14 protein-coding genes are annotated in these 13,605 nt (G+C 40.5%); 12 read left to right on the top strand and 2 right to left on the bottom strand.

The annotated features are described in order from the left end of the window. Nucleotides 1-19: 19 nt before the first annotated feature. Entirely contained in the window at nt 20-793 is a 774-nt protein-coding gene (locus tag ACYQ35_RS04815) for an HAD family hydrolase (RefSeq protein ID WP_459830819.1), read from the bottom strand. Nucleotides 794-964: 171 nt separating this feature from the next. On the opposite strand from ACYQ35_RS04815, the gene ACYQ35_RS04820 reads away from it, so the two are divergent. The 12 genes from ACYQ35_RS04820 (at nt 965) to ACYQ35_RS04875 (ending at nt 12,205) form a co-directional block, all read left to right on the top strand. Beyond that, the gene (locus ACYQ35_RS04820; protein WP_009461533.1) at nt 965-1,735 is read left to right on the top strand and encodes a MarR family transcriptional regulator; all 771 of its coding nucleotides are present in this window, start codon (nt 965-967) and stop codon (nt 1,733-1,735) included. 224 nt (nt 1,736-1,959) lie between these two features. Next, a complete protein-coding gene (locus tag ACYQ35_RS04825) occupies nt 1,960-3,558 on the top strand; it encodes an NEAT domain-containing protein (protein ID WP_459830822.1) in 1,599 nt (532 codons plus the stop codon). A 2-nt stretch (nt 3,559-3,560) separates the two neighbouring features. Then, nucleotides 3,561-4,256 (top strand): heme-binding Shp domain-containing protein, encoded by a 696-nt coding sequence (locus tag ACYQ35_RS04830; protein ID WP_459830825.1) that lies wholly within the window; start codon nt 3,561-3,563, stop codon nt 4,254-4,256. Nucleotides 4,257-4,259: 3 nt separating this feature from the next. Next, nucleotides 4,260-5,150, top strand: coding sequence for a heme ABC transporter substrate-binding protein IsdE (gene isdE / locus ACYQ35_RS04835; protein ID WP_459830828.1), 891 nt, complete (start codon nt 4,260-4,262; stop codon nt 5,148-5,150). Beyond that, entirely contained in the window at nt 5,147-6,133 is a 987-nt protein-coding gene (locus ACYQ35_RS04840) for a FecCD family ABC transporter permease (protein WP_009461529.1), read from the top strand. The genes isdE and ACYQ35_RS04840 overlap by 4 nt, the downstream gene beginning before the upstream one ends. Further along, nucleotides 6,130-6,912, top strand: a complete 783-nt coding sequence (locus ACYQ35_RS04845) for an ABC transporter ATP-binding protein (RefSeq protein WP_459830831.1) — start codon at nt 6,130-6,132, stop codon at nt 6,910-6,912. Before ACYQ35_RS04840 ends, ACYQ35_RS04845 begins: the two co-directional genes overlap by 4 nt. 97 nt (nt 6,913-7,009) lie before the next feature. Then, nucleotides 7,010-7,450, top strand: coding sequence for a ribose 5-phosphate isomerase B (gene rpiB, locus ACYQ35_RS04850; RefSeq protein WP_009461527.1), 441 nt, complete (start codon nt 7,010-7,012; stop codon nt 7,448-7,450). 172 nt (nt 7,451-7,622) lie between these two features. Further along, complete coding sequence (locus ACYQ35_RS04855; protein ID WP_009461526.1) at nt 7,623-8,384, top strand: N-acetylmuramoyl-L-alanine amidase; 762 nt, start codon at nt 7,623-7,625, stop codon at nt 8,382-8,384. An 18-nt stretch (nt 8,385-8,402) separates the two neighbouring features. Continuing rightward, on the top strand, nt 8,403-9,095 hold the full coding sequence (locus ACYQ35_RS04860) for a sigma-70 domain-containing protein (protein WP_459830834.1): 693 nt from the start codon (nt 8,403-8,405) through the stop codon (nt 9,093-9,095). Nucleotides 9,096-9,223: 128 nt separating this feature from the next. Next, nucleotides 9,224-10,480: an ABC transporter substrate-binding protein gene (locus ACYQ35_RS04865; RefSeq protein ID WP_459830835.1), complete on the top strand. Its 1,257-nt coding sequence runs from the start codon at nt 9,224-9,226 to the stop codon at nt 10,478-10,480. Nucleotide 10,481: 1 nt separating this feature from the next. Beyond that, nucleotides 10,482-11,360 (top strand): carbohydrate ABC transporter permease, encoded by an 879-nt coding sequence (locus tag ACYQ35_RS04870; protein WP_459830837.1) that lies wholly within the window; start codon nt 10,482-10,484, stop codon nt 11,358-11,360. Continuing rightward, a complete protein-coding gene (locus ACYQ35_RS04875; RefSeq protein WP_459830839.1) occupies nt 11,360-12,205 on the top strand; it encodes a carbohydrate ABC transporter permease in 846 nt (281 codons plus the stop codon). The genes ACYQ35_RS04870 and ACYQ35_RS04875 overlap by 1 nt, the downstream gene beginning before the upstream one ends. Before the next feature lie 69 nt (nt 12,206-12,274). Here the strand turns inward: ACYQ35_RS04875 and ACYQ35_RS04880 are convergent, their stop codons facing one another. After that, nucleotides 12,275-13,558 (bottom strand): HlyC/CorC family transporter, encoded by a 1,284-nt coding sequence (locus ACYQ35_RS04880; RefSeq protein WP_009461521.1) that lies wholly within the window; start codon nt 13,556-13,558, stop codon nt 12,275-12,277. Nucleotides 13,559-13,605 lie beyond the last annotated feature (47 nt).

The following is a 13,605-nucleotide window of genomic DNA, read 5'->3' on the forward strand; positions in this document are numbered from 1 at the left end:
TGCGATACCTTTTTCTTGGTTATTCTAATAACTCTTTTAATGTTTCAATTACGGAATCCGTAACATATGTCGAGTGTGAAGCCACACCCGGAGCAGCGTCTGACATGGCATATCCTTCGCCTGCAAGATGAAGCATTTCAATATCGTTATGCTGGTCACCAAATGCCATACACTCTTCAGGAAGAATGTTGAAGTAATCAAGGAAAACCTGCAGGGCAGTTCCTTTGTTTGCTTCAGGGGAGATAAAGTCAACCCATTCATTTCCTGAAGTGACGACTTTGATATCCGACTTGAACTCTTCGCGGAAATGCACAAAAGTCTCCTCAGGCGTTACGTTGTCAAAAATAGCGATTTTTAAAAATGGGGAGGCAACGTTAGACAAATCATCTACACGAATAACTTTATTTGCCATATCTTCCACAAGATGTCGGAAAAATTCCTTATCGGCAGTCTCAATATAACATGCCTCTTCGCAGGAAAGAACGGCATCGCAGTGTTCCCGTTTCCTGATTTCTTCAAAAATGCGGATTCCTAATTCGCGGTCAATCGTTCCGCGACTGAGAACTTCACCGTTGTGAATACAGAGTGAACCGTTTTCCGTAATGTAGGAAATCTCATCTTTCACAGGTTCAAAAAGATTGACGATACTTGCATACTGTCTTCCGCTTGCCGCAATAAAATGAATTCCTTTCTTTTTCAATTGGCGGATAATATCAAATAATTCAGGATTTAATTTCTGCTCCCCGTATCTTAATAATGTTCCGTCAATATCACTTGCCACTAATTTTATCATAATCAATTACCTCATACTATTTTTCTTATTCCCTCATTATTATATTACCGGAACGGTGTGTAGACAAGGGAAAGATGCCGGATTGACAAATAAATGGGAATTTGTTATCTTTTAGGAAGTTAGTTGCGACTAATAATGATGTGAAGATAACGCTTTCAGGGGAAGAATGATATGGACGTATTAAGAGTAAAAATATTAATCTGTTTTCAAAATCCAAAAGAGCAGTGGAATGTGACAAATCTTGCGATAACGCTTGGGGTAGAGAAATATGTAGTCAGCCGCATATTATCTGCTTTGGAAAAAGAAGGGCTGCTTGATAAAAGTGACCGGAGAAATCCGGTGCTGACAAGAAAGGGCAGGGCAGTTGCAAAGGAATACAGCCAAAAAGTGGAATTGGTTATCGGGCATCTTCTGGGAACAGGGGTTTCTCAGGAGACAGCGCGGGAAGACGCAGTTATCATTGCGTCATACTGTAAGGAGGAGACTCTGGAAGTATTGAAAAAAGAGGAAATTGCAAAACGGGTAAAATATAGTTTCAGAGAGGGAATGGAATTTGGCGGAGAGCGTCTGAGTGGGAGGTATCCCGATGGGAATTACCCGATTCCGTTTGCGATTTTTCAAAAAGAGCTGGATTTGGAAAAAGAAGTCTCAACGTGGAATGAACGATTTGAAAATCCATGTATTTTAAATGTGCAGAATAAAAATGGAAAGGTGTTTCTTCAGATGCTCGGCGAGTACAGGGAATATCAGTTTGCGTATTGGGACGGGGAAGCATGGTGCGATATGGAACGGCAGGGGCGTCTGCTTTCATTCAGGGCGGATTGGATTCGTTTTCAAAGTATGGCAGACGACAGAGGAAGAATACTGTTAGGAAAGATTTGGATAAAGATTTATCGGGGAAGAGATATGAAAAAACTTTTATTTACGATGTATATTGCATAAAAAGTTGCCGTTTGCAACAAAGAAAAAATTGTGGTGTAAAATAAAAAAAGTGATGAAAACATAAAAAAAAGTTGCCAAGATGCAACAAAAAAAGATTTTCATTTTCAAAAAAATTATGATACAGTCTAATCAGCAATTTCAGTTGCTTTTTTTAATGCTCGTGGGTTAGACGAAACTAATAAAAAATAGTTTAAAGCAACCATTTAAAAGAGGAGGATATGAAAATGAAGAATAGGACTATAAAATCAATGGCAAAAAGATTGGCTGCACTTGCGATGGCAGCAGTTTGCACATTTAGTTTGACGCAGGTACCTGCGGTAAAGGCTGCCGAAGTGTTGGAAGCGGGAGATTATGTCGTGCCGATTACATCACTGAAGAGTAAAGCGCCGATTCCTGCCGTAAACGAAGCGTTCAACAAAGCGTTTGGGGAAAATGCAAATGTAAGTGTAGATGAAAAAGGCAATATGACAGCCACCGTTGAGAACAGACACATGGTTATCAATATGATGGGAGAATATCACGCAAATGTTTTAACTGTGGAAGGGGCAGAATATTTATCTTACAAAACAGAACAGTCTTCCACTTCATTTGGAAAACCGACAGAGATTACCCAAATTGAAGTGCCGGAGAAAATGAAGTTTCCAATCACACCTTCCGGTAACGGAGAATGCTCATTAACGATTACGGTGGACTTTATGAACAATATGATGGGCGGAGGGAAACCATATCCGACAACTGTGACATTGACATTAGATTTTTCAAAAGCACAGGCGGATACAAGCGGATTAAACGCGCTCTTACAATCTTATGACGGATTGAAAAAAGAAGATTACACGGAAGAGTCATGGAAAGCGTTTGAATTGAAAAAGAAAGAGGCAAAAGAATTGCTTGCAGGCGGAAAGGCCTCCGCATCAGAAATCAGCGGAATGATAGCTTCTTTAAAAGATTTAAAAGGAAAATTACAGTTGGTAAGCGAGTTGCCGGAAGCGGATTACAGTAAAGTAGATGCGGCAATTGCGACGGTTCCAAAAGATTTAACAAAATACACAGATGGAACGGTAAAGACGCTTGAAAATGCATTACAGGCAGTTATTCGCGGTTTGAAACAAAATGAACAGGACAAAGTAAATCAGATGGCGGCAAATATCGAGGCAGCAGTAAAAGGGCTGAAAAAGAAACCGACATCTGATAACAATACGAATAATGGAACCAATAACGACACAAACAGCCAGCCGAATCTAAATACAGGAAACACAACATTAGATAAAAATAATTTAAAAGACGGAATTTATGAAGTTCCGGTATGGTTATGGCATGCAACAAAAAATCAGGCTTCTATGGCCGCACAGTCTTTAAACAATACAGCGAGAATTGTTGTAAAAAATGGTGTGAAAACAATGTACATTTACACAAAATCCATGAAATATGGAAACATTGAAGCAAGCCTTCAGGAACTGAAAGTGGAGGGCACTGACGGAAAATATATCAGTGCAAAAGTAGAAGAAAGAGATGCGGCAGGGAATCCGGTGTGTTTCTCCTTTACACTTCCTCACACAAAGGAATACTTAAATGTAAAAGTAAATCCACATGTGGCTATTATGGGAAATCAGGACATCGACGCAAGATTTCGTATCAATTATTCTTCGCTGAAACAGGTTTCTTCTGTTCAGGTGACTAAGCCGTCAGCCCAGAGCAGTTATGGGGCATCAAATGCGCCGAAGACAGCCGACTATAGTAATTATTCAGCGCTTTTACTTGCTATGCTTTTATCGGCAGCAACGAGTGTGGCGGCGCTAGTTTATAGAAAGAGACAGGCAAGATAAATATGAAACGATGGAAAGAAGTTGTTTTGGGATTGGGAATGGCTGCCATGCTTGCAGTTTCCCATATTCCGGTTCACGCGATGGAAGATGGAGCCTACACAGTGGGCAGAACAACGTCCTACGCAAATCCGGAGACGAATAAAACTGTGGACGGAGGAACGAATATTGCTCTCGGAGACAGTATGGCTGACAGTATCGTGGAGGATAGCGTGCTGGTGGAACAGTCTCAGGGAAAGACATATGTCACGCTTGGAATTGGTTTAATGTCCAACGTAAACAATGTCCGTATGCAGATAAAAGGTAATGACGGAAATTATAGAAATGTAGAACTTACACAGACAGGAACTTGTGAGAGAGATGGAGACACTTGCAATCACTATCGGTTTGAGGTAGATTCGGCAGAGAATTATATCAGTCCTATTTTGTTTGTAGAACCGATGGGAAGAGACGTACAGTTTTTTATAAAACTGGATATGGCATCGGCAAAAAAGGGAAACGGAAATTTTGTGAGCGAGATGATTAAGACGGAAGATGAGCAGCCGGTAAAAGAAGAATCAGTAAAAAAAACTTCAAAAGAAACTTCTAATGAAACGCCAAAAGAATCTAAAAAGAAAGTTCCGGTTGGTGAGATTGCAGTTGGAGCGGCTGTTGTACTTGTCATTGGTTCATTAGTTGTGTTTGTAAAGAAAAGGAAATAAGAGATGAAAAAGAAACCGTTAATTGCCGTAATTCTTTCCGCATTATTCCTGACGGGGTGTGTAAACCAGTCGGGAGAACAGAATGTAAATAACAGTGTAAAAGAAAAACGGATTGTGGCAACATCTGTGGCAACCTGCGAGATTTTAGACAGGCTGGAATGGGATAACGTTGTGGGAGTTCCCAAGACAGACAGTTATTCCATTCCGAAACGCTATGAGAAGGCGAAAAGCGTCGGTTCACCTATGGCGCCGGATATGGAAATTGTAAAATCACTGAAGCCGGACATCGTTTTAAGTCCGAATTCTCTGGAAGGAGAATTGAAATCTCAGTATGAAAATATAGGAGTGGAAAGTTATTTTTTGGATTTAAAGAGTACGGAAGGAATGTACGAATCAATTTTAATACTTGGAAAGATGCTGGGAAAAGAAGCGAAGGCAGAAGAACTTTATAAGGAATTTAAAGACTTTAAAGCTGATTTTACAAAAAAACATACCGGAGAGGAAGCACCCACCGTTCTTTTGCTGATGGGACTCCCGGGGTCTTATGTGGTGGCAACGGAAAGCAGTTATGCTGGAAGTCTTGTAAAACTTGCCGGAGGCATCAATGTGTACGGTGATGGAGCCGGACAGGATTTTCTAAACATCAATCCCGAGGATATGGTAAAGAAAAAGCCGGATATTATTCTGCGTACTTCACACGCTCTTCCGGAACAGGTTAAGAAAATGTTTGCGGAGGAATTTAAGACAAATGATATTTGGAAACATTTCGAGGCGGTGCAACAAGGCTATGTGTATGATTTGGACAATGAGAAATTTGGAATGAGTGCAAATTTCCGTTATAAAGAGGCACTGCAAGAGTTGGAAACATATTTATATCAGGAGGGAACAAATTGATTGGCAGAAGAAGAAAAATCATTTCATTTCTTGTTACGGGAGCAGCATTAATCGTGCTGTTCCTTGTTGCTGTGAATACGGGAAGTTTAAAGGCGTCCCCGGGACAGATTATAAAAGGTCTGTTTGTAGAATACGATGAGACGGTGGCGACAATATATTCGCTGCGCTTTCCGAGAATTTTGATTGCCATGCTCGCCGGGGCAGCGGTTGCCGTATCCGGAGTTATGCTGCAGGCGGTAATGAAAAATCCGTTGGCAGATCCGGGAATTATGGGGATTAGTTCAGGGGCGGGAATGGCGGCGGTACTTGTGACCGTCTTTGCACCGTCATTGTATCTTGCAGTTCCTGTTTTTGCGTTTTTGGGAGGAATTATTGCCTGTTTAATTGTATATCTTCTCTCGTGGAAAGGAGAACTGAGTCCTCTTCGTGTTATTTTGACCGGGGTGGCGGTGAATGCCTTTTTCTCAGGGCTTATGTCAGCAGGAGAAAGTATGATGGGAACGGACTACAGCGGGGCGGCAAGTATAGTAAATGGAAATATTACAATGAAAACATGGGGCGATTTTCAGATGCTTTCTGTGTATACGGTGATTGGACTTATATTAGCGTTTATATTTGCGGTAAAATGTGACATTCTGGGACTGGAAGATAAGACGATACTTTCTCTCGGAATCAGGGTAAATACAGTGCGTCTTCTCGTATCCGGGGTGGCGGTGCTTTTGGCAGCTGTCAGCACGGCAGTGGTGGGAAGTATCAGTTTTCTCGGACTGTTGGTACCACATATCGCAAGGCTGCTTGTTGGAAACAGCCACAAAGTGCTGATTCCGTACACAATGCTTCTGGGGGCATTTACCCTGCTGCTTGCAGACACGGTAGGCCGTACTATTGCCTATCCATATGAAATTAATGCGGCAGTGATTATGGCGGTTATTGGAGGCCCGAGTTTTATTTTACTATTAAGGAGGGCGAAGACAGAACTATGAGTGAACAGAAATATGTTTATGAGGTACGGGATTTATCTTTCGCTTACGGGGAACATAAGGTACTTCAGGAAGTATCCTTTTCACTGCAAAAAGGGAAAATTACTACCTTGATTGGCGCCAACGGTTGTGGGAAATCTACATTATTCCAACTGCTGACAAGAAACCAAAAACCGGAGTCGGGAGAGATAAAACTGTACGGAGAAAATCTCCGTGACATTAAATTAAAAGATTTGGCAAAAAAATCCGCCATTGTACACCAGTATCATACTGTTTTGGAGGATTTGAGTGTGGAAAAACTGGTGAGTTATGGGAGAATTCCTCACAGAAAAGCGGGAAGTTTCAGGATCAGTGAGAAAGACAGAGAAAAAGTGGAATGGGCGATGGAAGTGACACGAATAACGAAATACCGCAACCGTCCGGTCTCAAAACTGTCGGGAGGACAAAGACAGAGAGTTTGGATTGCCATGGCGCTTGCACAGGATACAGAACTGTTGCTTTTAGATGAACCGACAACATATTTGGACGTAAGATACCAGATACAGATACTGCAGTTGGTACGCAAACTAAATCAAGAGTATGGTTTGACTATTGTCATGGTACTGCACGATATTAATCAGGCATTATATTACAGTGACGAGATACTGGCAATGAAAAATGGAAAAATCATCGGGCAGGGAATGCCGAAAGAAGTTTTGACAGAAGAACTGTTGGAAGAAGTATATGGCGTGCGGCTTCATGTTTTCACGGTAGGAGAAAAATCGTTTATATCGGCAGTATAAAAGGGAAAATTCATCTCATTGAAAATCTTTTGTGAAAATGCTATAATCTAACTGTTTAAAAAGGATTATAGATTTCGGAATGAAGGAGAACTAAAAAATGAGAATTGGAATTGGTAATGACCATGCAGCAGTAGAAATGAAAGAGCAGATTGTCGCATTTTTGGAAGAACTGGGACATGAAGTGGTAAACTATGGAACAGATACAAACGACAGTTGCGACTATCCTGTTTATGGTGAAAAAGTGGGACGCGCAGTTGTGGACGGAGACGTAGAATGTGGAATTTTGATTTGCGGAACAGGCGTAGGAATTTCCATTGCAGCCAACAAAGTAAAAGGTGTACGTGCAGTCGTTTGCAGCGAGCCATATTCGGCAAAACTTTCAAAACAGCACAATAACACAAATATTCTTGCGTTCGGCGCCAGAGTTATCGGTATTGAATTGGCAAAAATGATTGTGGAAGAATGGTTAAACACAGAATTTGAGGGTGACAGACATCAGAGACGTGTAGATATGATTTCAGATATTGAGAATAGATAAAAATAAAGTGGAGTTGAAAAAGACTCCACTTTATTTTTTATGTGATTGACAAAGTCTAAGAAATTTTCTGTAAAAATAAATCAGGGTTGTTCTTAAAACAGATAGCCTCTTTTCACGATTCCTTTTCTTTGACATATTGTATTATAGAAAAGAAAGAAAACGGAGTAAACATATGCCAATTTCAATTATGCTTGACGCAGGGCATGGGGGAACAGATCCCGGTGCCGTTTACAAAGGAAGAAGAGAGGCAGATGACGCACTGCAACTGACATTGGCCGTCGGTGAGATTTTACAAAATCACGGTTTTGATGTAGAATATACAAGAACAACAGACGTATATGAGTCGCCATATCAGAAGGCGATGGAGGCAAATGAGGCAGGAGTGGACTATTTTGTGTCCATTCATCGAAATTCCTATCCGACGGATAACGAAGTTTCGGGAGTGGAGAGCCTTGTCTATGATTTGTCGGGAATTAAATATGAGATGGCGAAGAATATCAATGCCCAATTGGAAGACATAGGGTTTGTAAACTTAGGTGTTCATGCCAGACCGAATTTAGTTGTGTTAAAAAGGACAAAGATGCCCGCTGTGTTAGTGGAAGCGGGATTTATCAATTCCGATACGGATAACCAGCTGTTTGATGAGTCTTTCGATGATATAGCAAATGCAATCGCAGATGGAATTATGGATACAGTGATGAAACCGGGTATGAATCAGGTGATGCAGTACAGGGTACAGGTCGGCGCATATCGGCAGAGAAGATATGCGGAAGCGCTGCTAAATGAATTGCAGGCACAGGAATATCCGGCGTTTATCGAACAGGGAAATGGATTCTGGAGAGTGCAGGTGGGAGAGTATCCTACGCTGAAAGAGGCAGTCGTCATGGAAAGACGTTTGAAACAGGCGGGGTATCCGACAATTATTGTAAGTTAAAAGAACAGGAGAAGAAAAATGAGCGGTAAATTACAGTTTCGTGAAAAGTTAAATGGTATTTTAGAGTTAGGAAAAGAAAAACATCGTGTATTGACAATGGAAGATGTGGAAAAATATTTTGAGGAGGACACACTTTCAGAAGAACAAATGGAACTGGTATACGACTATCTTTTATCTCAAAAGATAGCCGTAACCGGCTATGTGAAAAAAGGGGGAACGGTTGTAGAGGAAGAGGAGGAAAAGAATTTCCCCAAGGAGGACGAGTTATATTTAGAAACATATTTGGAAGAAATGTCCTCGTTGGTACCTTTGAATGAAAGAGAGGAAAAATTAAAACAATATTTTCCGAAAGTTGTAGAGATTGCAAAAGAATTACATACTCCTGAATTTTTCATCGGCGATTTAATTCAGGAGGGAAATGTGGGACTGATGCTTGCACTGGAAAAAGAAGAGGCGGAAGAACAGGAAATTTTAGAGGGTATTCGTCAGATGATGCAACTGCTTGTGGAGGAGCAGGAGGAAGTGAAACATCAGGATAATAAAATGGTGGAGAAGGTAGTATTTTTGGACGAGAGTCTAAAAAATCTCACAGAAGATTTGAACAGAAAGCCGACTTTGGAAGAACTAGCAGACTATATGGAGATGACGGAAGAGGAAGTCAATGATATTTTGCGTCTGACAGGGGAAGAAGATGATGAGGAAGAGGAATAATAAAACAGGCTGTATAGAAAATCTGTATAGTACTACAACAAAAAACAATAGGAAAAAACTGTCACAGAATTGAAACTGAGGAAAAATTTGGGTATACTACTAGAGATTTAAAAAAAGGAGGAAAACAGATGAGAAAGAAAATCGTAAGTATTCTTTTGTGTATGGCTTTAGTGGGAACTATGGCAGCAGGCTGTGGAAAAAAGGAACCATCAAAAGACAAAACAGATGGTAAAAAAGAAATTACATTCATGATTCCTGACTGGGGAAATCCGGGGGAAGAACTTTTAAAAGAGTTTGAGGAAGAATCAGGAATTAAGGTAAATGTGGAAGAAGTAAGTTGGGACGACATTCGCGATAAAGTCTCCATTGCGGCAGCAGGTGGGGAAGCCGCTGCGGACGTAGTGGAAGTAGACTGGTCATGGGTTGGTGAGATGAACAGTGCGGGCTGGCTTGAACCGATTGAAATGAGCGAAGAAGATAAAAAGGACATGCCTACACTGGAGACATTTACAATAGATGATAAGGTATTGGCAGTTCCATATGCGAACGATTACCGAATCGCATATTATAATGAGGAACATTTCAAAAAGGCCGGAATTGAGAAAGCGCCGGAAACATGGGACGAAGTTTATGACGCATTAAAGAAATTGAAAGAGTCCGGAGTGACAAAATATCCGTTCACTCTTCCGGTAAATGCGGACGAATCGGCAACAACTTCAATGATTTGGCTTGCGTTTGCAAGAAATGGCGTAGCGTTTAACGAGGACGGAACATTAAATGAAGAAGCAGTGTTGGACGCATTGAAATTTGAACAAAAATTAGTAGATGAAGAATTGATTGATCCTGCGGCAAAAACATTTTCAGGTATGGACTGTTACCGCAAACTTACTTCAGGAGAGGCAAGTTTTATGGTCGGACCCACAAAATTTGTTGGAATCAGCAATAATCCTGAGGAGAGCAGCGTAGTCGGACAGATTAAACCGATTTTATTGCCGGGAAAAGAAGGAACTTCACAGGTGACAATGCCGCTTCCGGAAGCGATTGGAATTACTGCATTTTCTAAAAACAAAGAAGAAGCAAAAGAGTTTGTAAAATGGTATTCCTCTCCGGAAGTACAGAAAAAACTGTACGCACAAAACAGTTCCATTCCGACAAGAAACTCGGTTATCGAAGAATTAATCAATGACGGCACAATTAAAAATGCAGGAGCAATGCTTGATCAGGCGAAATTAATTAAATCTCCATTCCCTAAAGGAGTGCCGGACTACTATTCAGAAATGTCAAACACAATTTATAATAACGTAAACAAAATGGTTCTTGGAGAAATCTCTCCTGAGAAAGCGTTTGATACGATGGATAAGAAGATAAAAGAATTGGTAAAATAGTATGTTGAAAAGAAACAAGGAAAAATTACTGGCGTATGTTACTCTTACGCCAGTAATTCTTATTATGTGTACATTGGTGCTGTACCCGATTGTCATGACATTTTCCTACAGTCTTCACAAAATGAAACTGACGGCGCCGAATGATATTAAGTTAATTGGATTAGAAAACTACATATCTATATTGAAATCGGACACATTTTGGTACAGTCTGCAAAACACGCTGTTTCTGCTCGTGATTGTTATGGCTGTGACAACGGTATGTGGGTTTGCGGTAGCGCTTATTTTAAATGTGGATACGAAGATTTCGGGTATTTTGACTGCGATTGCCATTTTGCCGTGGGCGATGCCGCCGATTGTGAACGGAATTATCTGGAAGTTCGTTTTTCATTCGGGATATGGCTTTATGAACAAATTGCTTATTTCTCTAAAGTTGATAGACAAACCGATAGAGTGGCTGACGGACAGGTGGCTTTTACTTCTTGTCGTTGCGCTTGTTGTCGCATGGAGAAGTGTACCGTTCTGTGCAATCGTTACGGTTTCGGGGCTACGTGCTATACCGGAGGAATTATATGAGGCGGCAAAAATAGACGGGGCAGACAGAAAATCAAGATTTTTTCATATCACACTCCCCCTTGTGAAACCGTTTCTGATTATTGGAATGACATCGGCGTCCATAACTGCAATCAATATTTTTGATGAGATTGTGGCAATTTCGGGGTACAAAGATTTAGGCAAAAACTTGTTAATTGAGAACTATCTGACGACGTTTTCTTTTTTAGACTTTGGAAAAGGAAGTGCATTGACTTATATCATTATGCTTCTGTCGGCAATTCTCGGATTTTTCTATTTGAGAAGTCTGAATAAGGAGGTGGAATACTAATGAAAAGGCGCAAAAAAGTTTCCCTTCTCTATATTGCTGCGGTGATTCTTTTTCTTATTTTAACGTTGGGACCATTTGTGTGGGCGTTTATTGTGTCGGTAACTCCTGAGTATGAGATGTTTAAGAATACAGTGGGAATGCTGCCGAAAGAAATGACATGGAACAACTATGAAATGCTGTTTGATGTGAACAGTTCCCAGCATATCCGTCTCTTTACCGGACTGGCAAATTCAATGAAGGCGGTAGGCTGTACGATTTTATTCGGTGTACCGATTGCCCTTGTCAGTGGATATGTTTTGACAAGAATGGAATTTCCGGGGAAAAAGTTTATCCGAAACAGTCTGCTTATTACAATGGTCATTCCGATTTTTGCGACAATTATTCCGTTGTTCCGTATTTTTGTGGATAAAGGATTATTGAATAATACATTTTGGCTCAGTATGGTGTATGTGAGTTCGTTTCTTCCGATGAATGTGTGGCTGATATCGAATTATTTTGCCACAATTCCGAAAGAATTGGAGGAAGCGGCGAGGGTGGACGGCTGTGGGAGGATTCATACTTTTTTTAAAATCATTCTCCCAATATCCTACCCGGTTATCTTTTCATCAATTTTAATTATGTTTTTGAGTGGTTGGAGTCAATTTCAAATACCGCTTATTCTTGCTTCGTCGGCAGAGACAAAACCTGTCGCAATCGTGACATCGGAGTTTATGACGAAAGATATGGTGCAGTACGGAGTGACGGCGGCAGCCGGGCTTTTGGCAGTTATTCCTCCGGCGATAGTGGCACTGATTTTCAGGAAATTCCTCGTGGCAGGAATGACGAAAGGTTCAACAAAAGGATAAATATAAAAATGGAAGAAACCATTACGGCAGTCTTCCATTTTTTCTGCTTATTATGATATTTGTGATAAATTATTCTTCTTCCTCGTCTTTTTCTTCCCGAAAATTCTCAGGAAGGTAAATATGAACATCTTCTACACGGTTCTTGTCCAATGTTTCTACGACAAGACGGATACCTGAATCCGTAACGACTTCATCATGTAATTCAGGCAGTCGGTCCAACTGCTCAATGATAAATCCACCGAGGGAATCATAATCTTCAGAAGTCAAACCTAAATCTAAACGGTCGTTTAAATCGTCTAAGTTCATAGAACCTTCTACGATAAATTCATGCTCATTAATCTCTTTAAAGAACTCTTCTTCATTTTCGTCATATTCATCATGAATTTCACCGACAATCTCTTCGAGCAAATCTTCTAAAGTGATAAGACCTGCCGTCTCACCATACTCATCAAGTACGATAACGATATTCAGAGAAGCTTCTCTCATCTCTACGAGCAGTTCGGAAATACTCTTATACTCATACGTAAAGTATGCTTCACGGAGAATATCACGGACATGAAATTCTTTTCGGTTATCAAAAAGAAGTAAATCTTTCATGTTAATGGTTCCGATAACGTTGTCTGTCGTATTCTCATAGACAGGCAGTCGGGTAAATTTGTCCTCACGGAAGATTTCGATTAACTCTTCGTAAGTACTTTCCACATCGGCAAAGGTAACGTGTACTCTAGGTACCATAACATCTTTTGCCTTTGCGTCTCCCATATCGAACACGTTATAAATCATCTCTTTTTCTTCAGATTCGATGACACCGTCCTCGTGGCTGACATCTACGATTGTACGCAGTTCGCTCTCGGTCATGGAGTCATTCTTTGCATTAGGGTCTACTCTCAGAATAAATAAGATTACTTTTGATAAACTATTTACGATAAAAATAAATGGTGTAGCAATCTTCATAAGGAAACTGATAGGGTAGGCATAAACCAATGCAAGTTTTTCTGAATGGATTGTTGCCACCGTCTTTGGAGAAATCTCCCCAAATAAGAGAATTAACAGTGTAATAATACCTGTAGCAATAGCAACTGCCGAACCACCAAACACATAAGCAATACTTGTTGTGATGGAAGAGGCGGAAAGGTTTACAAGGTTGTTACCGATAAGAATGGCGCTTAACATCTTGCCGGAATCTTCGGTAATCCTAATAACCATCTTGGCACGCTTATTTCCTTCCTCTGCCAACGAACGCATTCGTATTCGGTTAACGGTAGTAAGCGATGTTTCTGCTGATGAAAAAAATGCAGAAAGCGCAAGTAAAATAATTAAAACAATACTTTGGGTGACGACACTCGAGTCCAATTGTTTTTCACTCCTTCTTAAATTAAAAATAAATAGTATTTTTAATA

This window comes from Faecalimonas hominis, assembly GCF_054660755.1.